Origin of the sequence: Variovorax paradoxus, assembly GCF_024734665.1 — a bacterium.
Taxonomy (GTDB): domain Bacteria; phylum Pseudomonadota; class Gammaproteobacteria; order Burkholderiales; family Burkholderiaceae_C; genus Variovorax.
The window spans coordinates 5,537,145-5,561,300 of the sequence record NZ_CP102931.1; the positions used below are offsets into that span (position 1 = coordinate 5,537,145).

General features: G+C 66.6%; 20 protein-coding genes. 11 read left to right on the forward strand and 9 right to left on the reverse strand.

Translation table 11 applies throughout. The features are described 5' to 3' along the window. Position 1: 1 nt before the first annotated feature. Both NWF24_RS26185 and NWF24_RS26190 read right to left on the reverse strand, forming a co-directional pair. Positions 2 to 1,081, reverse strand: a complete 1,080-nt coding sequence (locus NWF24_RS26185; RefSeq protein ID WP_258351089.1) for an ABC transporter ATP-binding protein — start codon at positions 1,079 to 1,081, stop codon at positions 2 to 4. A gap of 31 nt (positions 1,082 to 1,112) precedes the next feature. Then, complete coding sequence (locus tag NWF24_RS26190) at positions 1,113 to 2,147, reverse strand: putative 2-aminoethylphosphonate ABC transporter substrate-binding protein (RefSeq protein ID WP_258351090.1); 1,035 nt, start codon at positions 2,145 to 2,147, stop codon at positions 1,113 to 1,115. A gap of 261 nt (positions 2,148 to 2,408) precedes the next feature. Here NWF24_RS26190 and NWF24_RS26195 point away from each other — a divergent pair, with 261 nt between their 5' ends. Next, a complete protein-coding gene (locus NWF24_RS26195; RefSeq protein ID WP_258351091.1) occupies positions 2,409 to 2,969 on the forward strand; it encodes a phosphonate degradation HD-domain oxygenase in 561 nt (186 codons plus the stop codon). A 122-nt stretch (positions 2,970 to 3,091) separates the two neighbouring features. Then, positions 3,092 to 4,885 carry an ABC transporter ATP-binding protein/permease gene (locus tag NWF24_RS26200; RefSeq protein ID WP_258351092.1) on the forward strand — a complete coding sequence of 598 codons (1,794 nt, stop codon included), beginning with the start codon at positions 3,092 to 3,094 and terminating at the stop codon, positions 4,883 to 4,885. On the opposite strand, the gene queC is transcribed toward NWF24_RS26200, so the two are convergent. Then, the gene (gene queC, locus NWF24_RS26205; RefSeq protein ID WP_258351093.1) at positions 4,867 to 5,571 is read right to left on the reverse strand and encodes a 7-cyano-7-deazaguanine synthase QueC; all 705 of its coding nucleotides are present in this window, start codon (positions 5,569 to 5,571) and stop codon (positions 4,867 to 4,869) included. The two genes, NWF24_RS26200 and queC, sit on opposite strands and share 19 nt — an antisense overlap. 79 nt (positions 5,572 to 5,650) lie before the next feature. Between queC and NWF24_RS26210 the strand changes: the two genes are divergently transcribed. The 4 genes from NWF24_RS26210 to NWF24_RS26225 all read left to right on the forward strand — a co-directional run bounded on the left by NWF24_RS26210 (position 5,651) and on the right by NWF24_RS26225 (position 10,025). Next, entirely contained in the window at positions 5,651 to 6,061 is a 411-nt protein-coding gene (locus NWF24_RS26210; RefSeq protein WP_258351094.1) for a DUF2177 family protein, read from the forward strand. 186 nt (positions 6,062 to 6,247) lie between these two features. Further along, positions 6,248 to 7,720 carry an alkaline phosphatase gene (locus NWF24_RS26215; RefSeq protein ID WP_258351095.1) on the forward strand — a complete coding sequence of 491 codons (1,473 nt, stop codon included), beginning with the start codon at positions 6,248 to 6,250 and terminating at the stop codon, positions 7,718 to 7,720. Positions 7,721 to 7,764: 44 nt separating this feature from the next. After that, positions 7,765 to 9,315, forward strand: a complete 1,551-nt coding sequence (locus NWF24_RS26220; RefSeq protein ID WP_375338489.1) for an alkaline phosphatase — start codon at positions 7,765 to 7,767, stop codon at positions 9,313 to 9,315. Continuing rightward, entirely contained in the window at positions 9,312 to 10,025 is a 714-nt protein-coding gene (locus NWF24_RS26225; RefSeq protein ID WP_258351096.1) for a hypothetical protein, read from the forward strand. Before NWF24_RS26220 ends, NWF24_RS26225 begins: the two co-directional genes overlap by 4 nt. A 19-nt stretch (positions 10,026 to 10,044) precedes the next feature. On the opposite strand, the gene NWF24_RS26230 is transcribed toward NWF24_RS26225, so the two are convergent. Next, positions 10,045 to 10,524 (reverse strand): cyanophycin metabolism-associated DUF1854 family protein, encoded by a 480-nt coding sequence (locus NWF24_RS26230; protein ID WP_258351097.1) that lies wholly within the window; start codon positions 10,522 to 10,524, stop codon positions 10,045 to 10,047. Beyond that, entirely contained in the window at positions 10,521 to 12,806 is a 2,286-nt protein-coding gene (locus NWF24_RS26235; protein WP_258351098.1) for a cyanophycin metabolism-associated ABC transporter, read from the reverse strand. Before NWF24_RS26235 ends, NWF24_RS26230 begins: the two co-directional genes overlap by 4 nt. A 139-nt stretch (positions 12,807 to 12,945) precedes the next feature. Here NWF24_RS26235 and NWF24_RS26240 point away from each other — a divergent pair, with 139 nt between their 5' ends. The 5 genes from NWF24_RS26240 to NWF24_RS26260 all read left to right on the forward strand — a co-directional run bounded on the left by NWF24_RS26240 (position 12,946) and on the right by NWF24_RS26260 (position 19,340). Next, on the forward strand, positions 12,946 to 15,189 hold the full coding sequence (locus tag NWF24_RS26240; protein ID WP_258351099.1) for a cyanophycin synthetase: 2,244 nt from the start codon (positions 12,946 to 12,948) through the stop codon (positions 15,187 to 15,189). Between the two features lie 60 nt (positions 15,190 to 15,249). Beyond that, positions 15,250 to 17,817, forward strand: coding sequence for a cyanophycin synthetase (cphA, locus tag NWF24_RS26245; protein WP_258351100.1), 2,568 nt, complete (start codon positions 15,250 to 15,252; stop codon positions 17,815 to 17,817). A 151-nt stretch (positions 17,818 to 17,968) separates the two neighbouring features. After that, positions 17,969 to 18,379: a hypothetical protein gene (locus NWF24_RS26250; protein ID WP_093048219.1), complete on the forward strand. Its 411-nt coding sequence runs from the start codon at positions 17,969 to 17,971 to the stop codon at positions 18,377 to 18,379. A 76-nt stretch (positions 18,380 to 18,455) separates the two neighbouring features. Further along, positions 18,456 to 18,935, forward strand: coding sequence for a hypothetical protein (locus NWF24_RS26255; protein ID WP_258351101.1), 480 nt, complete (start codon positions 18,456 to 18,458; stop codon positions 18,933 to 18,935). A gap of 135 nt (positions 18,936 to 19,070) precedes the next feature. Further along, on the forward strand, positions 19,071 to 19,340 hold the full coding sequence (locus NWF24_RS26260; protein ID WP_258351102.1) for a hypothetical protein: 270 nt from the start codon (positions 19,071 to 19,073) through the stop codon (positions 19,338 to 19,340). Between the two features lie 18 nt (positions 19,341 to 19,358). On the opposite strand, the gene NWF24_RS26265 is transcribed toward NWF24_RS26260, so the two are convergent. Genes NWF24_RS26265 through NWF24_RS26280 form a run of 4 tightly spaced genes read right to left on the reverse strand, consistent with a single transcriptional unit; the run spans position 19,359 to position 24,087 of the window. After that, positions 19,359 to 20,276, reverse strand: a complete 918-nt coding sequence (locus tag NWF24_RS26265; RefSeq protein WP_258351103.1) for a dihydrodipicolinate synthase family protein — start codon at positions 20,274 to 20,276, stop codon at positions 19,359 to 19,361. Between the two features lie 6 nt (positions 20,277 to 20,282). After that, positions 20,283 to 22,019, reverse strand: coding sequence for an IlvD/Edd family dehydratase (locus NWF24_RS26270; RefSeq protein WP_258351104.1), 1,737 nt, complete (start codon positions 22,017 to 22,019; stop codon positions 20,283 to 20,285). An 8-nt stretch (positions 22,020 to 22,027) separates the two neighbouring features. Beyond that, positions 22,028 to 23,056, reverse strand: coding sequence for a galactofuranose ABC transporter, permease protein YjfF (yjfF, locus tag NWF24_RS26275; protein WP_258351105.1), 1,029 nt, complete (start codon positions 23,054 to 23,056; stop codon positions 22,028 to 22,030). Beyond that, positions 23,053 to 24,087 carry an ABC transporter permease gene (locus tag NWF24_RS26280; RefSeq protein ID WP_258351106.1) on the reverse strand — a complete coding sequence of 345 codons (1,035 nt, stop codon included), beginning with the start codon at positions 24,085 to 24,087 and terminating at the stop codon, positions 23,053 to 23,055. Before NWF24_RS26280 ends, yjfF begins: the two co-directional genes overlap by 4 nt. Between the last annotated feature and the right edge of the window lie 69 nt (positions 24,088 to 24,156).

Genomic DNA, 24,156 nt, shown 5'->3' on the forward strand with positions numbered 1-24,156 from the left:
CTCAGTTCGCCAGGACCGACAGCGCGTTCAGGGGCAGCTGGATATGCACCATGCTGCTGGGCACCAGCGGATCGCTGCCGCCGCCGCGCGCATCGGCGGGCAGCTCGGCCTCGATCTCGATGCCCAGCGGCTCGCAGGCCAGACGGGCCGAGGTGCGGTTGCCGAAGAACTCGGTGTCGAGCAGGCGTGCCGCAAAGCTGTTGGCGCCAAGCTCGGTACCGAAGCGCTTCACGACCACGTGCTCGGGCCGGATGCCCACGGTTGCCTGCGACCCGACGCTGAGGCTGCCGGGTGCACAGAACAGCTCGCTGTCGCGCACGCGCACCTTGCCGTCGGCCAGCACGGTGGCCGGCAGCATGTTCATGCGGCCCACGAAGCCGGCCACGAAGCGGGTACGCGGCTGGCGGTACAGCTCGTCGGGCGTGCCGGCCTGCTCGATGCGGCCGTTGTGCATCAGCACCACGCGGTCGGCCATCGAGAGGGCTTCTTCCTGGTCGTGCGTGACCATGATGGTGACGATGCCCAGGCGTTTCTGCAGCGCGCGGATTTCGCTGCGCAGGCTGGCGCGCACCTGCGCGTCGAGCGCCGAGAGCGGCTCGTCGAGCAGCAGCAGGCGCGGATTGGGCGCGAGTGCGCGCGCCAGTGCAATGCGCTGCTGCTGGCCGCCAGAGAGCTGCACCGGGTACTTGTCAGCATGCGCGGTGAGGCCGACGAGGTCGAGCATTTCGCGTGAGCGCTTGGCCATCTCGCGAGCCAGTGCGCCCGTGGGGTGCAGGCCGTAGGCGATGTTCTGCGCAGCGGTCAGATTGGGAAACAGCGCGTACGACTGGAACACCACGCCGAAGCCACGCGCCGCGGGCGGCAGGCCCGCGATGTCCTGGCCGCCGAGCAGGATCTGGCCGCTGTCGGCGCGCTCGATGCCGCAGACGATGCGCAGCAGCGTGGTCTTGCCGCAGCCCGAGGGGCCGAGCAGGCACACGAACTCGCCGGGCTCGATGTCGAGATCGATGCCGTCGAGCACGCGTGTGGCGCCAAAGGACTTGCCGATGCCGCGGAGGGAAAGAAAGCTGCTGCTCGTCATGACCGGGTACTGCTTGGCTTCAACAACAGGATCAAAGCGGCTTCTTTTCCGACTTGGACTCGTAGCGCTTCGACCACTCCGTCAGGATGCGGTCGCGGTTGGCTGCCGCCCAGTTGAAGTCGTTCTTGGCGAGCAGCTTCTCGACGTCACCCGGCACGAATTCGAGCTTTTCCTGGATGCCGGGCAGTGCGAGCACGGCGAAGTTCTTGGCATACAGCTCGTTGGCCTGCTTGGTCACGGCCCAGTCGGCGAGCGCCTTGGCGGCGTCCTGCTTCTTGCTGGTCTTCATGATGCCGGTGGCTTCCATGTCCCAGCCCAGGCCTTCCTTCGGCAGCACGATGTCGATGGGAGCGCCGTCGCGCTTGGTCTTGTTGGCGCGGTATTCGAAGGACATGCCGAGCGCGAATTCGCCTGCACCGGCCTGGCGGCAGGGCTTGCTGCCCGACTGGCTGTAGATGCCGATGTTCTGGTGCAGCGCGTCCATGTACTTCCACGCTTTTTCTTCACCCATCATCTGGATCCAGCCCGACACCATCAGGTAGCCAGTGCCCGAGGCGGCCGGGTTGGGCATGGTGATCTGGCCCTTGTAGACCGGGTTGGTCAGGTCGGCCCAGCTGGTGGGCTTGGGCAGGTTCTTCTTTTGCGCTTCGGCGGTGTTGAAGCAGATGGCCGAGGACCACACGTCCATGCCGACCCACTTGGGAGGGTTGGCGGCATCGCGCATGGTCGGCTTGATGGCGTCGAGGCCCTTGGGCGCGTAGGGCTGGAGCATGCCTTCCTTGTCGAGCAGCATCAGCGAGGTGGCGGCCAGGCCCCACACCACGTCGGCCTGCGGGTTGGCCTTTTCGGCCAGCAGCTTGGCGGTGACGATGCCGGTCGAGTCGCGCACGAACTTCAGCTCGATGCTCGGGTTCTCCTTTTCGAATGCAGCCTTGTAGGTCTGCACCTGGTCGGCTTCGAGCGCGGTGTAGACCAGCAGCTCGGTGCGGCCCTGGGCCGATGCGGCGAAAGCCAGCGAGAACAGGGCGGCCGGCACGAAGGCCCAGCGGAGTTGACGGTGCAGCATGGTGGAGGTTCCCCTTGGGAAAAATAGAAAGGACGCGATGCGGGACACACGAACAGGCAAGCGAAAGTACGCAAGTGCCGTTCAGCGAATGCGGGCGATGCTGGCACCGGCATGTGACAGGAATTTGTCATATGCCCCAAAAACACCCAAGTGCCCAAAAATGCACCAGAGGCCGGCGATTTCACGATGGTCTCGTCATCCGCATGTCATTGCGTCAGGTCAAGCTACCGGAGTTATTCCCTGCGTTTTCGCCTCGCTTTCATGACACTCGACCTTGCCGAGATCGCCCGCCTGTTCGCTGAGCGCGGTGGAGTCGCGTACGCGGGCGAGCCCGTGTCCCAGCTCGAACACGCGCTGCAATGCGCCTGGCTCGCGGAGCAGGCCGGTGCGAGCGATTCACTGGTCACCGCCGCGCTGCTGCATGACCTGGGCCACCTGCTGATCGCCGAGCACCAGACGCTATCGCAGTCTCCTACCCAACTGGGTATCGACGACCGCCATCAATACATCGCATTGCCACTGTTGCGCGGCGCCTTCGACATCGAAGTGCGCGAGCCGATCCGCCTGCATGTGGATGCCAAGCGCTACCTGTGCGCCACGCGGCCCGACTATTTCTCGAAGCTCTCGCCCGATTCGGTGCGCAGCCTGGCCCTGCAGGGCGGTGTGATGGACGCGGAAACGGCTCAGCGCTTTGCCACGCACCGCTGGTCGGGCGACGCGGTGCAGCTTCGGCTGTGGGACGAAGAGGCGAAGGTCGAAGGGCTGCAAACGCCGCCGCTGGCGCACTTCCTGGCGACGGCGGCCAGGGTCATGCTGCACTGACGGGCCGATTTTTCAGGGCTGGGCCAGGTTTCCGGCGGATTTCAGGCCGGTTTAAGAAACATTTGTCTACGATGGTTTCTTCATGATGACCGGCGCCGCACGGGCGCCTGCGAGGAAACCACATGTCTTCACCCGTCACCGCGCGCGCAAGCACGTTCATCCAGGTATTGCGCCGCGTCTTCTCGCTCGCTGCGCCCTACTTCCGGTCAGAGGAGAAATGGCGCGCCCGCGCCATGCTGCTGACCATCGTCGCGCTCAACCTCTTCTATGTATATGTGGCGGTGCTGGGCAACCAGTGGTATGGGCGCTTCTACGACGCGCTGCAGAACAAGGACGTGACGACCTTCTGGCGCGAGGTGCGCGTGTTCGGCTGGATCGCCTTCTTCAACATCGCGGTGCAGGTGCTGAAGTTCTACATAACCCAGCTGCTGCAGCTGCGCTGGCGCACCTGGATGACGCGCAGCTACCTGTCGCGCTGGATGGCGGACCGCACCTTCTATCACCTGGAGCTGGCGCGCTACGCCAACAAGGACGGTCACACGCCGGACAACCCCGACCAGCGCCTCCAGGAAGACATGCAGATCTTCACCAGCTCCACGATGACGCTCTCAATGGGCCTGTTGAATGCCGTCGTCACTCTCCTGAGCTTCATCGGCCTGCTCTGGGGGCTGTCGGGCAATTTCTCGTTCACCTTCAACGGCACCACCCACCAGATCGTCGGCGCGATGGTCTGGCTGGCGCTTGGGTATTCCATCGTTGGCACCGTCGTCACGCATTTCATCGGCCGCCCGCTGATCGGCCTGAACTTCAGGCAGCAGCGCTTCGAGGCCGATTTCCGGCATCACCTGGTGCGCGTGCGTGAGTACAGCGAGGCGATCGCGCTGGACCACGGCGAGAAGGTCGAGCGCGGACAGCTCGACCTGCGCTTCGGCGACGTGCTGCGCAACTACCTGCTGCTGATCAAGCAGCAGAAGAACCTCGTCACCTTCACCTCGTTCTTCGGACAGGCCGCGGTGATTTTTCCGTTTCTCGTGGCGGCGCAGCAGTACTTTGGCGGCGCGTTCCAGCTCGGCCACCTGATGCAGATCGGCTCGGCCTTCGGCAAGGTGCAGGAGTCGCTCAGCTGGTTCGTCGACAACTACGACAGCGTGGCCGTGTGGCGCGCCACCACCGACCGCCTTACCAGTTTCGATGACAGCATGACGGCCCACGCCTCGCGGGACGATGCCCTGCAGCGCGCGCCCTCGCAGATGCTGCAAACCGACGACCTCGCAGTCGCGCTGCCGAACGGCACGCCGCTGCTTGCCGGCGCCGCTCTGGCGGTGAAACCCGGTGACAGCGTGCTGCTGCAAGGGCCCTCGGGCAGCGGCAAGTCGACGCTGTTCCGCTCGTTCGCGGGCATCTGGCCGTTCTCGAAGGGCAAGCTGCAGGTGCCCGACAACGTCGCCTTCATGCCCCAGCGGCCCTACGTGCCCGACGGCAAGCTGCGCGATGCGCTGACCTACCCCAACCCCGCATCGAACTTCAGCGACGACCAATTGCGCCAGGCCCTGACCGACGCACTGCTGCCCGACCTCGTAAGCCGCCTGGACGACAGCGACGCCTGGAGCCAGAAACTCTCCGGCGGCGAGCAGCAGCGCCTGGCCATCGCGCGGGTGCTGCTCAAGAAACCGGCATGGCTGTTTGCAGACGAGATCACCAGCGCGCTCGACGCCCAGGCCGAAAGCGTGCTCTACAAGCGGCTCGCCGACACGGTGCACGCCGCCGGCGGGGCGATGGTGTCGATCGCGCACCGTGCGGCCGTGGGCGACTTCCACAACCAGCGGTGGACGCTGGTGCCCCAAGAAGACGGCGCTGCCGGCGGCGCGCGCTACCGGCTGAACACCTCAGCGGGGGTTCAGCCCGCCGCGGCGTAGCGCTCCCAGCCCTTCTTGCGCAGGTCGCAGGCGGGGCACTCGCCGCAGCCGTAGCCCCAGGCCTGGCGGTGCACGCGGTCGCCGAGGTAGCAGGTGTGGGTCTCTTCCACGATCAGGTCGACCAGCGGCTCGCCGCCCAGGCGGTGCGCCATGGTCCAGGTTTCGGCCTTGTCGATCCACATGAGCGGCGTCTCGATGACGAGGCGGCGCTCCAGCCCGAGCGACAGCGCTAGCTGCATCGCCTTCATGGTGTCGTCGCGGCAGTCGGGGTACCCCGAGAAGTCGGTCTCGCAGACACCGGTGACGATCACCTGCAGCCCGCGCCGATAGGCCAGCGCGCCGGCCAGCGTGAGAAACAGCAGGTTGCGCCCGGGCACGAAGGTGTTGGGCAAGCCGTCGGCCTGCATGGCGAAGGCGACCTCTTCGGTAAGCGAAGAGCCGCCGAGCTGCGCCAGCGCGGCAAGCGTGAGCACATGGTCTTCGCCCAGGCGCGGCGCCCAATCAGGGAAGCGCTCGCGCATCTTCAAGAGGATGGTGCCGCGCACGTCGAGCTCGACGCGGTGGCGCTGCCCGTAGTCGAAGCCCAGGGTTTCGACGCGCTGGTACTTCGAGAGCGCATCGGCGAGGCAGGTGGTCGAGTCCTGGCCGCCGGAAAACAGAACGAGGGCGGTGGTGTGCAGGGGCATATCCGTCAACGGCGGGGCCGCTGTAGTCCAAATGTGCGATTTTCGCAGGCCGGGCAGAGCCGCGGATACGATCCCACGCATGAGCGCTAAACACCTGGCTGCATGGGCCGTCACCTTCGTGGTGCTGCTGGTGGTCGACATGACCTGGCTCGGCGTCGTCGCCAAGGGCATGTACCAGGAGGCGATGGGCGAGCTGATGTCGCCCAACCCGCGTCTGGGCTTCGCGGCCCTCTTCTACCTGATGTACCCCATCGGCCTGCTGGTGTTCGCGATCGTGCCGGGGCTGAAGGCGCAGGGTGTGATGCGGGCCGCGCTGCTGGGCGGCCTGTTCGGCCTCTTCTGCTACGCCACCTACGACCTGACCAACCTGGCCGTCATCCGCAACTGGCCGCTGGCACTGTCGTTCATCGACATGGCATGGGGCACGCTGGTGAGTGGCGTGGCGGCTGCGGCGGGCGCGGTGGCGCTGCGCTGGCTCGCGTCGCGCTGAGTCGCCTCCGCCAGCCCGGCCTGCATGACACGCCGAAGACAGATCGCGCATTTATTTCAAGAAGAAAGCTGAACTTTCATTCTGCTTTCAACTCGTCACGGCCGGGTCATTCGACGTCTTTAGATTGCATCTCCAGAAATGGTGCGCGGTGCGCGCACCTCTCGAATAACCACCCGAGGGATTTGCATGACCCAACGCTTCATTGCCCCAGCGCTGCTGGGCGTCTCATTACTGCTGTCCGCTTGCGGCGGCAGCAACAACAACGGCGTCGTGTTGCCGTTCATTCCGCCGACGACGACCCCGCCGCCGGCCGCGCAGGCACCCAAGAATGTCCTGTTCTTCCTCGGCGACGGCATGGGCATCACCACCATGACCGCCGCACGCATCTACAAGGTCGGCGAAGACGGCGACCTCACGATGGACACGCTGCCCGAGACGGCCTTCGTCCACACCTATTCGAACGACGCGCAGGTGACCGACAGCGCCCCTTCGATGTCGGCCTACATGACCGGCGTGAAGATGAACAACGAAGTCATCTCGATGAGCCCCGAGACCAAGGCCGCCGACGCCGCGGGCAAGGCCTACCAGGTCAACTTCGACAGCACCTGCCCCTCGGGCAACGGCCAGGCCGTTGAAACACTGCTGGAGCAGAGCAAGGCCAAGGGCTACGCAACCGGCGTGGTAACCACCACCCGCATCACGCACGCCACGCCCGCCGCCACGTACTCGCACGTGTGCCACCGCGACGCCGAAAACACCATCGCCGCCGCGCTCGTGCCGGGCGGCGCCGGCTACAACGGCAAACTGGGCGACGGCGTCGACGTGTTCTTCGGCGGCGGCACCGATTACTTCATCGCCAAGGAAGCCGGCGGCAAGCGCAACGACAAGCGCGACCTGATCGCCGAACTGAAGACCGCCAAATACAGCTTCGCCGCCGACAAGGCCGAGTTCGACAAGCTGCCGGCCGACGGCACCACCAAGATCGCCGGCCTTTTCACCAAGAGCCACATGGCCTACGACCTCGACCGTGTCGCCTCCAAGGAGCCGAGCCTGGCCGAGATGACCGGCAAGGCCATCGACGCGCTGGCCGCGCGCAAGAAGGGCTTCTTCCTGATGGTGGAAGGCGGGCGCATCGACCATGCGCTGCACGCCACCAATGCACGCCGCGCACTGCAGGACACCGGCGCCTTCGACGACGCCATCAAGCTCGCGCTCGACAAGATGCAGGCCATCGATCCAGGCCTGAAGAACACGCTGGTTGTGGTCACGGCCGACCACGACCACACGCTGCAGCTCAACGGCTATGCCGCGCGCACCGGCAAGACCGAGGCCGGCAAGCCGGGCGTGCTCGGCCTGGTGAAGGACTATGTCGACACCAGCAAGACCAGCAAGGACGTGGACGGCAACCCGTACACCATCATCGGCTTCGGCAACGGCCCGCGCCGTCTCCCCACGCGCGGCCCGATCGCCGACGCCGACGTGGAAAACGCCGATTACAAACAGGAAGCCGTGGTACCGATGGATGCGGCCAGCGACTCCGAAACCCATGGCGGCGCCGACGTATTCCTCGGCGCGCAAGGCCTGGGCGCCGACAACTTCGCCGGCGTGATCACCAACACCGACGTGTTCGCCCTCATCAAGAAGGCGGTCGGCCTGTGAGGGGCGGCCATCGCTCCAGGACGCACACAACCATGAACACAACCATGAACACGACCATGAACCGCACCATCCGCAAGACCCCGAAGACCCGCCTGGCCGCCGCCCTTGTCTGCGCTGCAGCAGGCACCCTCGCCGCGCTCGCCGGCAGCGCCCACGCCGCCGGCGAAGCCAAGAACGTCATCTTCTTCCTCGGCGACGGCATGGGTCCCGTCACGGTGACCGCCGCGCGCATCTACAAGGGCGAGAAGCAGCTGGCCGCCAAGCCCGGCTCGCTGGTGAGCCCCGAGCGCGCCAACCTCGTCATGCAGTCGCTGCCGTACGCGGCGCGCGTGAAGACCTTCTCGCTCGACGGCCAGACCACCGACAGTGCGCCCTCCATGGCCGCCTACATGACCGGCGTGAAGATGCGCAACGAGGTGATCTCGATGTCGGGCGACACCACCGCCGTCGACAGCACCGGCAAGCAGTACATCAACGGCGAGGACACGACCTGCCAGCCGACCAACGGCAAGGCCGTCGACACGCTGCTCGAACTCGCCAAGGCCAAGGGCCGCGCGGTGGGTGCGGTGTCGACCACGCGCGTCGGCCATGCCACGCCGGCCACCACCTACTCGCACATCTGCAATCGCAATGGCTACAACACCATCGCCGAGCAGAGCGTGCCGGGCCATGCCAACTACAACCCCAAGCTGCTCGACGGCATCGACGTGCTGATGGGCGGCGGCCAGCGCAACTACCTGCCAGTCGCGACCAACCCCAGCAGCAAGCGCACCGACGGCGCCGACCTGGTGGCCGCGATGAAGGCCAAGGGCTACACCTACGTCGACACCGGCACCAAGCTCAAGACCGTCGACACGGCTGCCACCGGCAAGCTGCTGGGCCTGTTCTCGCAGAGCGAAATGGCCTACGAACTCGACCGCGTGAAGCAGAGCCTCGACCAGCCCAGCCTGTCGGACATGACCGAGAAGGCGCTCGGCGTGCTCAGCAAGAACGACAAGGGCTTCTTCCTGATGGTGGAAGGCGGCCGCATCGACCACGCGTTGCACGGCACCAATGCCAAGCGCGCGCTGGAAGACACGCTGGCCTTCGACGCGGCCATCCAGACCGCGCTCGACTACATGGAGAAGAAGGACCCGGGCTTGAAGAACACGCTGGTGGTGGTCACGGCCGACCATGACCATGCGATCGCCTTCAACGGCTATCCGAAGATCGGCAACCCGATCCTCGGCAAGGTCAACAGCTACTCCGACGGCAAGCTGGCAAAGGCGACCGATGGCAAGCCCTACACCACGCTGGTGTTCGGCAACGGCGGCCGGCCTAACGCGACGGGCTCCAGCCAGGTCAATGCGGAAGACGGCAACAAGCCGTGGATCGCACCGGCACGCGCGACTTCGCGCGATGACCAGACCGCGATGGACACCGAGGACGACAACTTCCTGCAGGAAGTCGGCATCAACCTCGGCACGCCCGGCGCGGAAACCCATGGCGGCGGCGACGTGATGCTGTTCGCTGGCGGCGCGGGCTCGAAGATCTTCAAGGGCACCGTGGAGAACATCAAGGTGTTCAACAAGGTCAAAGAGGCGGCAGGTCTGTGAGCGTTCCCTCGACACTCAAGGCGCTGCTGGCGGCTACGGCCCTCGCAGCGCTTCCGCTGGCAGCCAGCGCCGCGGGTGACGCCGCGGCGCCCGACCAGAACCTGCGCATCCAGCACCATGTGCTGACGATCGGCAAGGACGGCGTTCAGCGCGAAAGCCGCTACGCCGACCTGATGTTCCGCCGCGCGGGCACGGTGTGGATCGAGCGCGAGCTACCGCCCGCACTGCGCGCCGACCACGACCACGAGGCCAGCGAAGGCAAGGTGCACATCGGCCACTCGCACGCCGACAACACCGCCGCGCCGCTGTGGCTGCGCCGCGATGCGGCCGGCAAGGTGCAGGTGGGCATGGTGCTGCGCCAGCAGCGCAAGCTGATCGAGGTCGACAAGGCCAACTACGGCAACGTGGGCTACGGCGGCTCTTGGGCCAATGCCTACTGGCTCGTCGACCCCGCCAGCCTGCCGCACATGAAGGCGCTGGGCACGGCCGGCAACAAGGGCGTGCAGCGCTACGAGGTGCAGCAGGGCGAGAGCACGCTGCGCATCGACTGGGACGTGGCGGGCCGCTACGCCCGCAAGATCGAGCAGCGCAATGCGCACGGCACCTCGCTCAATGTGATGACCGCCTCGGCCATCCCTGCGCCCAAGACGCTGCCGTGGCAAACGGCCGACGCCTACGAGCGCGGCGAGTACTCCGACCTGCTGGACTGATCGAACCGGGCCGGGCGCCTCAGAGGAAGCGCTCGAGCAGCTTGCGCGAAGCCCGGTCGAGCGTCTTCACGTCGGGAATGCGGAACTGCACACCGTGCGCGCTCGCAATCAGCAGCGCACCGCCTTCGAGCCGGCGGATGTCTTCCTCGGCCTTGAGCACGAAGGTGGTGTCGCCGCGGTCGGTGCTGATGGTCCAGGTGCTGGGCACGCCGAAGCTCGACACGCCGTGCAGGCGCAGCAGCGTGGGCGCGAAATCGCGCACTGCAAGTTCTTCCTCAAGCAGCGCCTTGGCTTGCGCCGGCAGCTGATCGACGCTGTCGATCCAGACCAGTTCGCGCCCTTCGCTGCCGACCAGCGAAATGCCGTGGCCGGGCGCGCTCAGCGGAAAGGCCCGCACGGGCACGACGCCCACATGGCGCTCGCCCTGCGCGTCGGCCAGCACCAGGCGGCCGAAGGCATCGCGTTCAAGTTCAAAAGATGGGGTGTTGTGCTCGGTCATGCTTCCCCCGCCGGATGAGCTGCGTGGCTGATGGCCAGCGGCGCCTGCGCGTTGGCGCGCTCGTCGGCAGCTCCTTCGCTCGCGTCGTCGTCGCCCTGGCGCAGTTGCGCCTGGTAGAGCCGCCAGTAGGCGCCCTGCTTCGCCATCAGGGCGTCGTGCGGTCCCACTTCGACCACCTCGCCGCGGTCCATGACCACGAGGCGGTCAGCCTTGCGCAGCGTCGACAGGCGGTGCGCGATGGCAATGGTGGTGCGGCCCTGCACGAGGTTGTCGAGCGCCTTCTGGATTTCCTTCTCGGTTTCGGTGTCCACGGCCGAGGTGGCTTCGTCGAGGATCAGGATTCGCGGGTCGATCAGCAGCGCGCGCGCAATGCTGATGCGCTGGCGCTCGCCACCCGAGAGGCCCTGCCCGCGCTCGCCGACCAGCGAGTCGTAGCCATGCTGCAGCCGCAGGATGAAGTCGTGTGCGTGGGCCGCACGGGCCGCGGCGACGACTTCCTCGCGCGTGGCGTCGGGCTTGCCGTAGGCGATGTTCTGCGCGATGGTGCCGAAGAAGAGGAAAGGCTCCTGCAGCACCAGCCCCACGTGGCGCCGGTAGTCGGCCACTGCGAAGCGGCGGATGTCGGTGCCGTCGACCTTGATGGCGCCGTCGGTCACGTCGTAGAAGCGGCAGATGAGGTTGACCAGCGTGCTCTTGCCCGAGCCGCTGTGGCCCACGAGGCCGATCATCTCGCCGGGCTCGATCACCAGGTCGAGGTCATGGATCACGGCGCGCGAGCCATAGCGAAAGCCCAGCCCGCTCATCTCGATGCGGCCCTGCACGCGCTCCACCTTCACCGGATTGGCCGGCTCGGGCACGTTGCTCACATGGTCGAGGATGTCGAAGATGCGCTTGGCGCCGGCCGCCGCCTTCTGCGTGACCGAGACGATGCGACTCATCGAGTCGAGCCGCGTATAGAAGCGGCCGATGTAGGCGATGAAGGCGGTGAGCACACCCACCGTGATGCTGCCGCGCGCCACCTGCCAGATGCCGAAGGCCCAAACCACGAGCAGGCCGATTTCGGTCAGCAGCGACACGGTCGGCGTGAACAGCGACCAGGTGCGGTTGAGCTTGTCGTTGACCTGCAGGTTGTAGGCGTTGGCGATGCGGAAGCGCTCGGCTTCGCGGCGTTCCTGCGCAAAGGCCTTGACCACGCGGATGCCGGGAATGGTGTCGGCCAGCACGTTGGTCACCTCGGACCAGACGCGGTCGATCTTCTCGAAGCCGGTGCGCAGGCGGTCGCGCACCACGTGGATCATCCAGGCGATGAAGGGCAGCGGCACCAGCGTGACCACAGCCAGCAGCGGGTTGATGGAAAACAGGATGACCGCGGTCATCACGATCATCAGCACGTCGTTCGCGAAATCGAGCGCATGCAACGACAGGAAAACGTTGATGCGGTCGGTCTCTGAGCCGATGCGCGCCATCAGATCGCCGGTGCGCTTGCCGCCGAAATAGTCCAGCGGCAGGGTCAGCAGGTGTTCGTAGGTAGTGGTGCGCAGGTCGGCGCCGATGCGCTCGGACACCAGCGCCAACAGGTAGGTGCGCGCCCAGCCCAGCCCCCAGCCGACCAGCGCCGCGATCAGCAGGCCGCCCAGGTACACGCCCACGCGCATGGTGTCGATCTTCTGCCCGTTCTGGAACGGGATCAGGATGTCGTCCATCAGCGGGATGGTCAGGTACGGCGGCACCAGGGTGGCGGCGGTGGAGATCAGGGTCAGCAGAAATCCTGCAATCAGCTGCTTGCGGTAGGGCTTGGCGAAGCGGCCCAGGCGCAGCAGCACCCAGGTCGAGGGTGGGGTCTGGAGCTCGGTGTCGGCCGGTTCGTCGCCATCGGCGACCTCGATGACTTCGGGTGTCTCCTTGGCGACACCCGCCATGCGCTGGCCGAAAAGCTTGAGCAACCGCAGGGCCGTGGCCTGCCCGGCCAGGGTGTAGCGCCAGCGGCCCAACCGGCCCGCAGGCCCCGTCAAATCTAGGGTTCCGACGCCGGAGTGGTCGGACAGGCGCAGTTCGAGGGCGGCATCTGTTAGTGGCCACTCACGCCATTCGCCGCCCGGTTCGAGCGCAATCAGCCTCTGGTCAGTCAGGGCCACTAGGCCGGAAGCGAAGCGAAGTTGGTCGTCGAGGTCAACCGACAGTATTACCAGAACGTTTTCCGCGACTGCGAGCCGGTTTTTCAGCGCGTCTGAAGCCGCCTCTGTTTCGCCCTCCCGGGTGCCGACTGGATCGTGATGTTGCATTGTGTTTCTTTGACTCTTGCCCGTCGCGGGCCGCATGGACCGCGTCATGGCGCCCTTCGTCGGGCGCCGATTCTGACTGATCGCCATGGGCGCGCTTGAAGGCGCCGTGGTGCTCGGCCAAAGCACATCGAACGTTTGCATGACCCGTTTCGACGACATCCGACTGCTGCGCATCAACTATTTGCGCGGTCCCAACCTCTGGACCTACCGTCCGGTGCTCGAAGTCTGGCTCGATCTGGGCCAACTGGAAGATTACCCCTCCAACAAGATCGACGGTTTCACCGACCGCCTGACCGGCCTGCTGCCGGCGCTCATCGAGCACCACTGCGGCGTGGGCGAGCGCGGCGGGTTCATCCAGCGCCTGACCGAAGGCACCTGGTCGGGCCACGTGCTCGAACACGTCGTCATCGAGTTGCTGAACCTGGCCGGCATGCCGACGGGCTTCGGGCAAACCCGCAGCACCTCGGAGCACGGCGTCTACCGCATGGTGTTCCGCGCGCGTGACGAGCAGGTCGCCCGCGTGGCACTGGCCGAGGGCCACCGCCTGCTGATGGCCGCCATCAACAACGACCCATTCACCGCCGCCGACGTGCAGAAGGCGGTCGACGCGGTCAAGGCCAAGGTCGAAGACTGCTACCTCGGCCCGAGCACCGCCGCCATCGTGGCCGCCGCCACCGACCGCGGCATTCCGCACATGCGCCTGAACAGCGGCAACCTGGTGCAGCTGGGCTACGGCGCCAACCAGCAGCGCATCTGGACCGCCGAGACCGACTACACCAGCGCCATCGGCGAATCGATCGCCAGCGACAAGGAACTGACCAAGTCCCTGCTCGCGAGCTGCGGCGTGCCCGTGCCCGAAGGCCAGGTGGTCGCCAATGCCGAAGAAGCCTGGGAAGCCGCCGAGGACATCGGCCTGCCGGTGGTCGTGAAACCCTCCGACGCCAACCACGGCCGCGGTGTGTCGCTCGAACTGACGACGCGCGAAGAAGTCTTTGCCGCCTTCGCGGTCGCCGAGCCCGAAGGCAGCGACGTGATGGTCGAGCGCTTCATCCGCGGCCACGAACACCGCCTGCTGGTGGTGGGCGGCGAGGTGGTGGCGGCCGCGCGCGGCGAGATCATCACCGTGACCGGCGACGGCCAGAGCAGTGTGCGCGACCTCATCGACAAGCAGCTCAACAGCGACCCGCGCCGCGGCGCCGAGGAAGAGTTTCCGCTCGACGTGATCGTGATCGACACCGACGCCAAGCTGCAGCTCGAACTCAAGCGCCAGGAGCTGGACGCCGACGCCGTGCCGGCTGCCGGCCGCGTGGTCACGATCCAGCGCAACGGCAACATGGCCAACGACTGCACCGACCAAGTCCACCCCGAAGTCGCGCATGCCGCCGTACTGGCCGCGCGCGTGGTGGGCCTCGACATCGCCGGCATCGACCTTGTGGCGCAAGACATTTCCAAGCCGCTGGGCCCTCAGCGCGGCGCAATCGTCGAAGTCAACGCCGGCCCCGGCCTGCTGATGCACCTGAAGCCGGCTGTCGGTTCGCCGCGCCCGGTGGGCCGCGCCATCTGCGACCACCTGTTCCCCAACGACGCGCCCGGGCGCATTCCCGTGGTCGGCGTGGCCGGCTCGCGCGACACCGCCGTGCTGGCGCGCCTCGTGGCCTGGCTGATCGGCCTGGGTGGTCGCCACACCGGCCTCGCCTGCCGCGACGGCCTTTTCCTCGAACGCCGCCGCGTCGATGCGCGCGACAGTGCCAACTGGGACGCCGGCCACCGCCTGCTCGTGAACCGCGCCGTGCAGGCAGTGGTGATCGAGAACGGCGCCGAGACCATCCTGCGCGACGGCCTTTCCTACGACCGCTGCGAAGTCGGCATCGTCACCGACCTCGACGGCTCTGAAGCGCTGGCCGACTACGACATCACCGAGAGCGACCAGATGGTCAAGGTGCTGCGCACGCAGGTCGATGTGGTGCTGTCCGAAGGCACCGCCGTGCTGAACGCGGCTGATCCGCGCGTGGCCGGCCTTGCGCCGCTGTGCGATGGCGCCGTCATCCTGTATTCGGCCGACTCGCAGGCCGCCGACCTCACCGCGCACCAGACCGCTGGCGGCAAGGCAGTACTGGTGCGGCAAGACCGCGTGGTGCTGGCCAACGGCAGCAGCGAATCGTTCCTGCCGGGCCTCGGCCGGCTGACCGTGTGGCGCGCCACTCATGCCGGCGTGAGCCTCGAAAGCCTGCTGGCCGCCGTGGCCGCGGCCTGGGCCATGGGCATTCCGCTGAACCTGATCGGCGCCGGCGTGGAGGCCTTCGAGGCCGACCTGCAGGCGGCGCTGGCCTCGCTGCAGCTGTCGCAGACCCAGCCGCTCCAACCCCAACCCCAATTCGCCTGACTGAGCCTTGCATCGCATCGCTCCGTATCGCCTCGACAAGACCGTAGCCCTCGCCGCCCCATGAAAGTCACCCGCATCCGAGCCCTTCGCGGGCCCAATCTCTGGAGCCGCCACACCGCCATCGAGGCAGTCGTGGCCTGCGAAGGCGACGAGAACGCCATCAGCAAGCTGACCGGCTTCGAGGCACGCCTGCGCGCGCGCTTCCCCACCATCGGCGAGCTGCACCCGATGGTGCTGGGCCAGCCGCTGGCGCTGGCCCACGTGCTCGAGAACGCCGCCGTGGCGCTGCAGGCCCAGGCCGGCTGCGCCGTCAACTTCGGCCACACGTCGCCCACCGTGGAAGACGGCGTCTACCAGGTCGTGTTCCAGTACAGCGAAGAAGCCGTCGGCCGCCGCGCGATCGAAGTGGCCGAGCAGCTCATCGCCGCCGCCCTGGCCGACACCGCCTTCGACGCCAACGCCGCCATCACCGAGCTGCGCGACCTCGACGAATCCGAGCGCCTGGGCCCGAGCACCGGCTCCATCGTCGATGCCGCCGTGGCACGCGGCATTCCGTACCGCCGGCTCACCAGCGGCAGCCTCGTGCAATTTGGCTGGGGTTCGAAGCAGCGCCGCATCCAGGCCGCCGAAGTCGACAGCACCAGCGGCGTGGCCGAATCGATCGCACAAGACAAGGAACTGACCAAGCAGCTGCTCAACGCCGCAGGCGTGCCCGTGCCGCTGGGCCGCCCCGTCAGCAGCGCCGAAGACGGCTGGGCCGCCGCCAACGAAATCGGCCTGCCGGTGGTGGTGAAGCCGCAGGACGGCAACCAGGGCAAGGGCGTCACGGTCAACATCAACTCGCGCGAAGAACTGTTCGCGGCCTACGACTCGGCCGCCGCCTACGGCGAGGTGATGGTCGAGAAGTTTCTCCCCGGTTTCGACTTCCGCCTGCTGGTGGTGGGCGACCGCCTCGTGGCCGCCGCGCGGCGCGACCCGCCGCAGGTAATTGGCGACGGCAGCTCCACGGTGCGCCAGCTGGTGGACACCTTGAACCTCGACCCTCGCCGCGGCGAGGGCCACGCCACCTCGCTCACCAAGATCCGCCTCGACGACATCGCCATCGGCCGGCTCGAAGCCCAGGGCCTCGCGCCCGACAGCGTGCCCGCACGCGGCCAGCGCGTGGTGCTGCGCAACAACGCGAACCTTTCCACCGGTGGCACTGCCACCGACGTGACCGACACCGTGCACCCCGAAGTGGCTGCGCGCGCCGTCGATGCGGCGCAGATGGTCGGCCTGCACATCTGCGGCGTCGACATGGTCTGCGAGAACGTGCTGCGCCCGCTCGAAGAGCAGCACGGCGGCGTGGTCGAAGTGAATGCCGCGCCCGGCCTGCGCATGCACATCTCGCCCTCGTTCGGCCGCGGCCGCGCGGTCGGTGAAGCCGTGATGGACACCCTCTTCGCCCATGGCGACGACGGCCGCATTCCCGTGGTTGCCGTTACCGGCACCAACGGCAAGACCACCACCGCGCGCCTGATCAACCACCTGCTCGCGTCGAGCGGCCTGCGCACCGGCATGACCAACACCGACGGCGTGTACGTCGACGGCCGCCAGACCGACAGCGGCGACTGCAGCGGCCCCAAGAGCGCGCGCAACGTGCTGATGCACCCCGACGTGGATGCGGCCGTGTTCGAAGTGGCCCGCGGCGGCGTGCTGCGCGAAGGCCTCGGCTTCGACCGCTGCCAGGTGGCCGTGGTCACCAACATCGGCAGCGGCGACCACCTGGGCCTGAACTACATCACCACCGTCGAAGACCTCGCGGTGCTCAAGCGCGTGATCGTGCGCAACGTGGCGGCCGACGGCTACGCGGTGCTCAACGCAGCCGACCCGAACGTCGCGGCCATGGCAGCAGGTTGCCCCGGCCACGTGATCTTCTTCACCGCAGACCGCATGCACCCGGTGATGGCCACGCACCGCGCGCAAGGCAAGCGCACCGTGTACGTCGACCAGGACACGCTGGTCGCGGCCGAAGGCTCGTGGCGCGAACGCATCGCGCTGCGCGACGTGCCGATCACGCGCGGCGGCACCATCGGCTTTCAGGTCGACAACGTCATGGCCTCGGTGGCCGCAGCCTGGGCCGTGGGCCTCGACTGGGACACCATCCGCAGCGGCCTCGCAAGCTTCATGAACGACGCAGCCGGCGTGCCCGGGCGCTTCAACGTCATGGACTACCGCGGTGCTACCGTGATCGCCGACTACGGCCACAACACCGACGCCATGCGCGCCCTGGTGTCTGCTGTGGACACGATGCCGGCGAAGAAGCGCTCGGTGGTGATCAGCGGTGCGGGCGACCGGCGCGATTCGGACATCCGCGACCAGACAGCCATCCTCGGCCAGGCCTTCGACGACGTGATCCTTTATCAGGATGCGGCGCAACGCGGCCGCGCCGACGGCGAAGTCATGGCGCTACTGCGCCAGGGCCTGCAGGGCGCGGCTCGCACGCGCTATATCGACGAGATCCGCGGTGAGTTCGTCGCGATCGATACGGCACTGGCCCGCCTGCAGCCCGGCGACCTGTCCTTGATCCTTGTCGACCAGGTCGAGGAAGCGCTCGCTCACCTCGCACAGCGCATCGCAGCGGGCTGAAGCTCCGCTTGCCGGACACGTCCCACATGCAGGGGCGCGTCCGGCCCAGTCCACGGGTGCGGCTGTCCCACAGACCGCAGGCCCCGACCGACACCAGACTGTGGCTCCAGTCACGCATCTCCCGGAGGGCGTGGCTTCACCAGGAGCCCGCATGACAACAACAGTTCGTTCGATCCTCTCTGCCACGGCCCTCTTCGCCGCCAGTGGTTTCATCGTTTTCGGCGCACAGACGGCCAGCGCACAGGCACCGGGCTCCGACGCCCGCATGCAAAAGGAACGCGCCACCTGCGACGGCGTGCAGCAGGACCGCGCCGCATGCCTGCGCGAAGCCGGCGCCGCCCGTCAGGAAGCCGGACGCAGCGGTCTCACCAGCCCCAGCCCCGCCCGCGAGCAGGTCAACGCCCTCGCCCGCTGCAGCGAATTGCCCGCCGTCGAACAGCCTGACTGCGAAGCCCGCATCAAGGGCGGAGCACGCACCACCACCGAAGGCAGCGTGATGGGCGGCGGCGTGATCCGCGAAACCGTGACGCCCCTGCCACCGCAGACCCTGCCGGCACGTTGACTGAACCCGGCCTCCTGTCCTCCTATGGGAGGCCGAACATTTCCCTGGTTTTTCAGCTCGCTTCAAGGAGTCATCCATGAAAAGCACTACTCGCAACACTCGTTCAATGCTCTTCGCCGTGCTCGCCGTTGGCGCTCTGGCGGCTTCCACCGCTGTCTCGGCCGCATCGCCGCGCCGCGGTGAAGCTCCCGGCATCTACCAGCAGGAACTGGCCGTCTGCGGCCACAACCAGCAAGACCGCGCCGCCTGCATCCGCGAAGCCGGTGCCGCACGCCAGGCAGCCGCCCAGGGTGGCCTGACCAGCGCACCTGACTACCGCGCCAATGCGCTCGCGCGCTGCGGCCTGCAGCAGCAGCCGGACGATCGGGCCGCCTGCGAGGCCCGCGTGCTCGGTAGCAGCGGCAACACCCAAGCCAATGTCGACGGCAGCGTGATGGGCGGTGGTGTGATCCGCGAGTCGGTCACCACCATCGTGATGCCCGCGCCGGCCATGGCACCGGAGCCGATGCCCATGCCTCGCCCGATGCCTCGCCCGATGCCCGCGCCCCTGCGCTGATTGAGCTTTGCCCCCGAGGTGTCGCCAGGCCCACTCGGTGGGCTGGCGATGCCCCTACTGTCACATTACTGTCACAAAAGGCAGTTGCACGCTAGCTATAGTTCTCGGTCCCTGCCTACCGAGGAATCCTTTCCCATGAATGCCATCAAGGTCGCTCGCCGATTCATCGAAACGGACCCGGCCAACGAATCGGCCAAGATCCTGGCCCAACTCGTGTTGGCTCTAGAGTCCGAACGCAGCTTCGAACTGGTCACGCTTTACAACCTCGACTACAAGAGCTTCCAGCTTGCAATGGACATCCTGAAGGAATGGCGGCTCGACCGCTACTACGCCAGCAAGTCCAAGCTGTTCGATCTGTCGCTGCAGGTCAGCGAACTCGAAAAGAACGGCACCCCCGAGGCCTGAGCGGCCTCTTTCCCGTCCCTACTTCCCCCAGCGCAGCACCATCGGATCGAGCCGCTTCGCGGTTTCGATCAGGCCGGCACGCGTGTCGGGGTGCATCGCCGGCAACGGGTGACGCGGCGCTTCGCAGGCGATCACCCCGCCCTCCTTCATCAGCGATTTGCAAGCCAGCAGGCCCGCCTGCCGGTTTTCGTAGTTGATCAGCGGCAGCCATTGCTGGTACAGCGCGAAGGCCTTGTCGCGGTCGCCTGATCGGTGCGCCTCGATGATCGGCCGGATGCCGTCCGGGTAGCCGCCGCCTGTCATCGACCCGGTCGCACCGGCGTCGAGGTCGGGCATCAGCGTGATGGCTTCTTCGCCGTCCCACGGGCCTTCGATGGCATCGCCGCCCAGGCGAATCAGCTCGCGCAGCTTCGCGGCCGCGCCAGCGGTTTCGATCTTGAAATACGCGACGTGCTCGATCTCCTTGGCCATGCGCGCAAGGAACGGCGCCGACAGCACCGTGCCGCTGGCCGGCGCGTCCTGGATCATGATCGGAATGCCCACAGCGTCCGACAGCCGCGCATAGAACTCGAAGATCTGCGGCTCGGGCACGCGGAAAGTCGCACCGTGGTACGGCGGCATCACCATCAGCATCGCGGCGCCCATGTCCTGCGCGCGGCGGCTGCGTTCGGCACACACCTTGGTGCTGTAGTGCGTGGTGGTCACGATCACCGGCACGCGACCTTTCACGTGTTCGAGGATCGTGCGCGTCAGAACCTCGCGCTCTTCGTCGGACAGCACGAACTGCTCCGAGAAGTTCGCCAGGATGCACAGGCCGTCCGAGCCCGCATCGATCATGAAATCGACGCAACGCTTCTGGCTCTCGATGTCGAGCGCGCCCTGTTCGGTGAAGGTGGTGGGCACCACCGGGAAGATGCCGCGGTATCTGGGTGTCATGGTGAATCAGTGTGAATGGCGGGGAACGGCCGAGCCTCTGCAGCCGACCAGAAAATCGAAATCGCAGCCTTCGTCGGCCTGCAGCACGTGGTTGACGTAGAGCTTCTGGTAGCCGCCGCCGCGCGTGCTCATCGGCTGTGCGTCGGAGGCGGTCAGCGACGCCAGGCGCGACGCCAGCTCTTCGTCGCTGATGTCGAGATGCAAACGCCCCGCATCGCAGTCGAGCTCGATCCAGTCGCCGTCGCGCACCGCCGCGAGCGGCCCGCCATCTGCCGCCTCGGGCGCGACGTGCAGCACCACGGTGCCATATGCCGTGCCGCTCATGCGCGCATCCGAGATGCGCACCATGTCCTTCACGCCCTGGCGCAGCAGCTTCGGCGGCAGTCCCATGTTGCCCACCTCGGCCATGCCGGGGTAGCCCTTGGGGCCGCAGTTCTTCAGCACCATCACCGAGCTGGCATCGACGTCGAGGTTTTCATCGACGATGCGCGCCTTGTAGTGCTCCAGGTTCTCGAACACCACCGCCTTGCCGCGGTGCTTCAGCAGCTCCGGCGACGCGGCCGAGGGCTTGAGCACCGCACCGCGCGGCGACAGGTTGCCGCGCAGGATGCGGATGCCGCCATCGGCGATCAGCGGGTTGCTCAGCGGGCGGATCACTTCGTCGTCGAGGCTGGGTGCATCGCGCACGTTGTCCCAGATCGAATGGCCGTTGACGGTCAGCGCATCGGGGTGCGGCAGCAGCCCGTTCTCGCCGAGCCGGCGCAGCACAGCCGGCAACCCGCCGGCGTAGTAGAACTCCTCCATCAGGAAGCGCCCCGAAGGCATCAGGTCGACGATGGTCGGCGTGTTGCTGCCGATGCGCGTCCAGTCTTCCAGCTCCAGATCGACGCCGATGCGCCCCGCAATTGCCTTCAGGTGAATCACCGCATTGGTCGATCCGCCGATGGCCGCGTTCACGCGAATGGCGTTCTCGAAAGCCTCGCGCGTGAGGATCTTCGACAGCGTGAGCCCTTCTTTCGCCATCTGCACCGCGCGCATGCCCGACATCTGCGCGAGCACATAGCGCCGCGCATCGACTGCCGGAATGGCAGCGTTGTGCGGCAGCGAAGTGCCCAGCGCCTCGGCCATGCAGGCCATGGTCGAGGCCGTGCCCATGGTGTTGCAGGTGCCTGCCGAGCGCGACATGCCGCCTTCGGCCGAGAGGAACTGGTGCAGGTTGATCTCGCCCGCCTTCAGCGATTCGTGCAGCTGCCACACGGCCGTGCCCGAGCCGATGTTCTTGCCGTCGAGCTTGCCGTTGAGCATCGGCCCGCCCGTGACCACGATGGCCGGGATGTCGCAGCTCGCCGCGCCCATCAGCAGCGCGGGCGTGGTCTTGTCGCAGCCCGTGAGCAGCACCACCGCATCGACCGGGTTGCCGCGGATGGCCTCTTCCACGTCCATGCTCGCGAGGTTGCGCGTGAGCATCGCGGTTGGCCGCAGGTTCGATTCGCCGTTGGAGAACACCGGGAATTCGACCGGGAAACCGCCCGCCTCCGAGATGCCGCGCTTCACGTGCTCGGCGATCTTGCGGAAGTGCGCGTTGCACGGCGTGAGCTCCGACCAGGTGTTGCAGATGCCGATGATCGGCCGGCCATCGAACTCGTGGTCCGGAATGCCCTGGTTCTTCATCCAGCTTCGGTACATGAAGCCGTTCTTGTCGGCCGAGCCGAACCATTCGGTCGAACGAAGTTTCTTTGTCATGGGTTGAATCAGCGCCGTGGAGAGCGCGAGGTAAAGAAGCGTTGCAGCAAACAGAAGACGAACAGCAGTGCACCAACCACGATGCGCGTCCACCATGAGCTCAGCGTGCCGTCGAATGAAATGAGCGTCTGGATGATCCCGAGCATCAGCACGCCGAACAGCGTGCCCGCCACGTAGCCCACGCCGCCTGTGAGCAGCGTGCCGCCGATCACCACCGCAGCGATGGCGTCGAGCTCGAGCCCTATCGCGTGCAGGCCGTAGCCCGAGAGCATGTAGAAGGTGAAGATCACGCCCGCCAGCGCCGAGCAGAAACCCGAGAGCGTGTACACGCCAATGAGCGTGCGGCGCACCGGCAGGCCCATCAACATCGCCGAATGCTCGCTGCCACCAATGGCGTACACCGCGCGGCCGAAGGGCGTGCAGTGCGCAATGAAAATCGCCGCCAGTAGCACCACGATGGCGATCACCGCGCTGATCGACACCGAGGCCTCTCCCCAGATGGGAATGCGGATCTGCGAGACCTCCGAGTAAAACTCGTTGGTGATGCTGATCGAGTCGATGCTGATGAGGTAGCACAGCCCGCGCGCCAGGAACATACCGGCCAGCGTGACGATGAAGGGCTGTAGCCGGAAGCGCTCGATGAGCAACCCCATGAACGCGCCGAAGGCCGTGCCCATCACCAGCACCAGCGGAATCACGATGCCCGGGCTCCAGCCGTGCTTCTCGACCAGCGAGGCCGACACCATGGTGGTCAGCGCGATCACCGAGCCCACCGACAGGTCGATGCCACCCGAGAGAATCACGAAGGTCATGCCCACGGCCACGACGATCAGGAAGGCGTTGTCGATCAGCAGGTTGAGGAACACCTGCGCAGAGAAGAAGCCGTCGTAGAAGACAGACCCCAGCGTGGCCACAAGCACAAACAGCGAGATGGTCGCCGCCAATGGCAGGTACTTGGGATTGAGCCCCTTCTTACTCCCTCTCTCGCGCGCGGGAGAGGGCTGGGGTGAGGGTGCCGCGTCGATCACCGCACTCATGAATGCGCTCCTTCATGCGCCGGCCGCTGCACCAGCGACCGCACTTCCGCCCTGAATTCAGGCGACTGCAACAGCATCACCGCAAACACCACACCCGCCTTCACGACAAGATTGATCTCCGGCGGCACCCCCAGCGAATAGATCGCATAGGTCAGCGTCTGGATGATCAGCGCCCCTATCACGCTGCCCACCAGGCTGAAGCGCCCACCGGTCAGCGCAGTGCCGCCCAGCGTCACCGCCAGGATCGCATCGAGCTCGATCAGTTGCCCTGCGTTGTTGCCATCCGCACTCTTCACGTTGGAGCTGATCAGGAGCCCCGCCACGCCCGCGCAAGCACCACAGAAGGCATACGCACCAACAATCAGCCGCCGCGCCTGCACACCCGCCACACGCGCTGCCGTCGGGTTGATGCCCACAGCCTGAATGAACAACCCCAGCGCCGTGCGCGTGATCGCCAGATACAGCAGCACGAACACCGCCGCCACTATGAACAGCGAAAACGGCAGCCCCAGCAGATAACCACTGCCGAGGAAGAAGAAGGGCTTGTAGTAGATCGTGATGATCTGCCCATCGGCAATCAGCTGTGCAATGCCGCGTCCCGCCACCATCAGGATCAGCGTCGCAATGATCGGCTGCATGCCGACCTTGGCCACCAGCAGCCCGTTCCACAGCCCGCACAGCAACGCAATGCCGATGGCCGCGATGATGGCAAGCGACATCGGGAACCGGCTCACGTCATTGGCTACCGAGCCGCCAATCATCCAGGCCGCGAGCGCCGCCGCAATGGCCACCACCGCGCCTACCGAAATGTCGATGCCGCGCGTGGCGATCACCAGCGTCATGCCCAGCGACACCAGCACCAGCGGTGCCGCGCGGTTGAGGATGTCGATCAGGCTGCCGTAGAGATGGCCTTCGCGCCATTCGAGGTGCAGGAAGCTGGAGTTGAAGGCGGTGTTGACTGCGAGCAGGAGCAGCAGCGTAACGATCGGCCAGGCAAGCCGATGACTCATGAGAGATGAAAGGCGGTTCATATCGTCTGCCTTGCTCCTTCCCCTTCCGGGGGAAGGCTGGGATGGGGGCATGCGGCCTCGAATGCCGCG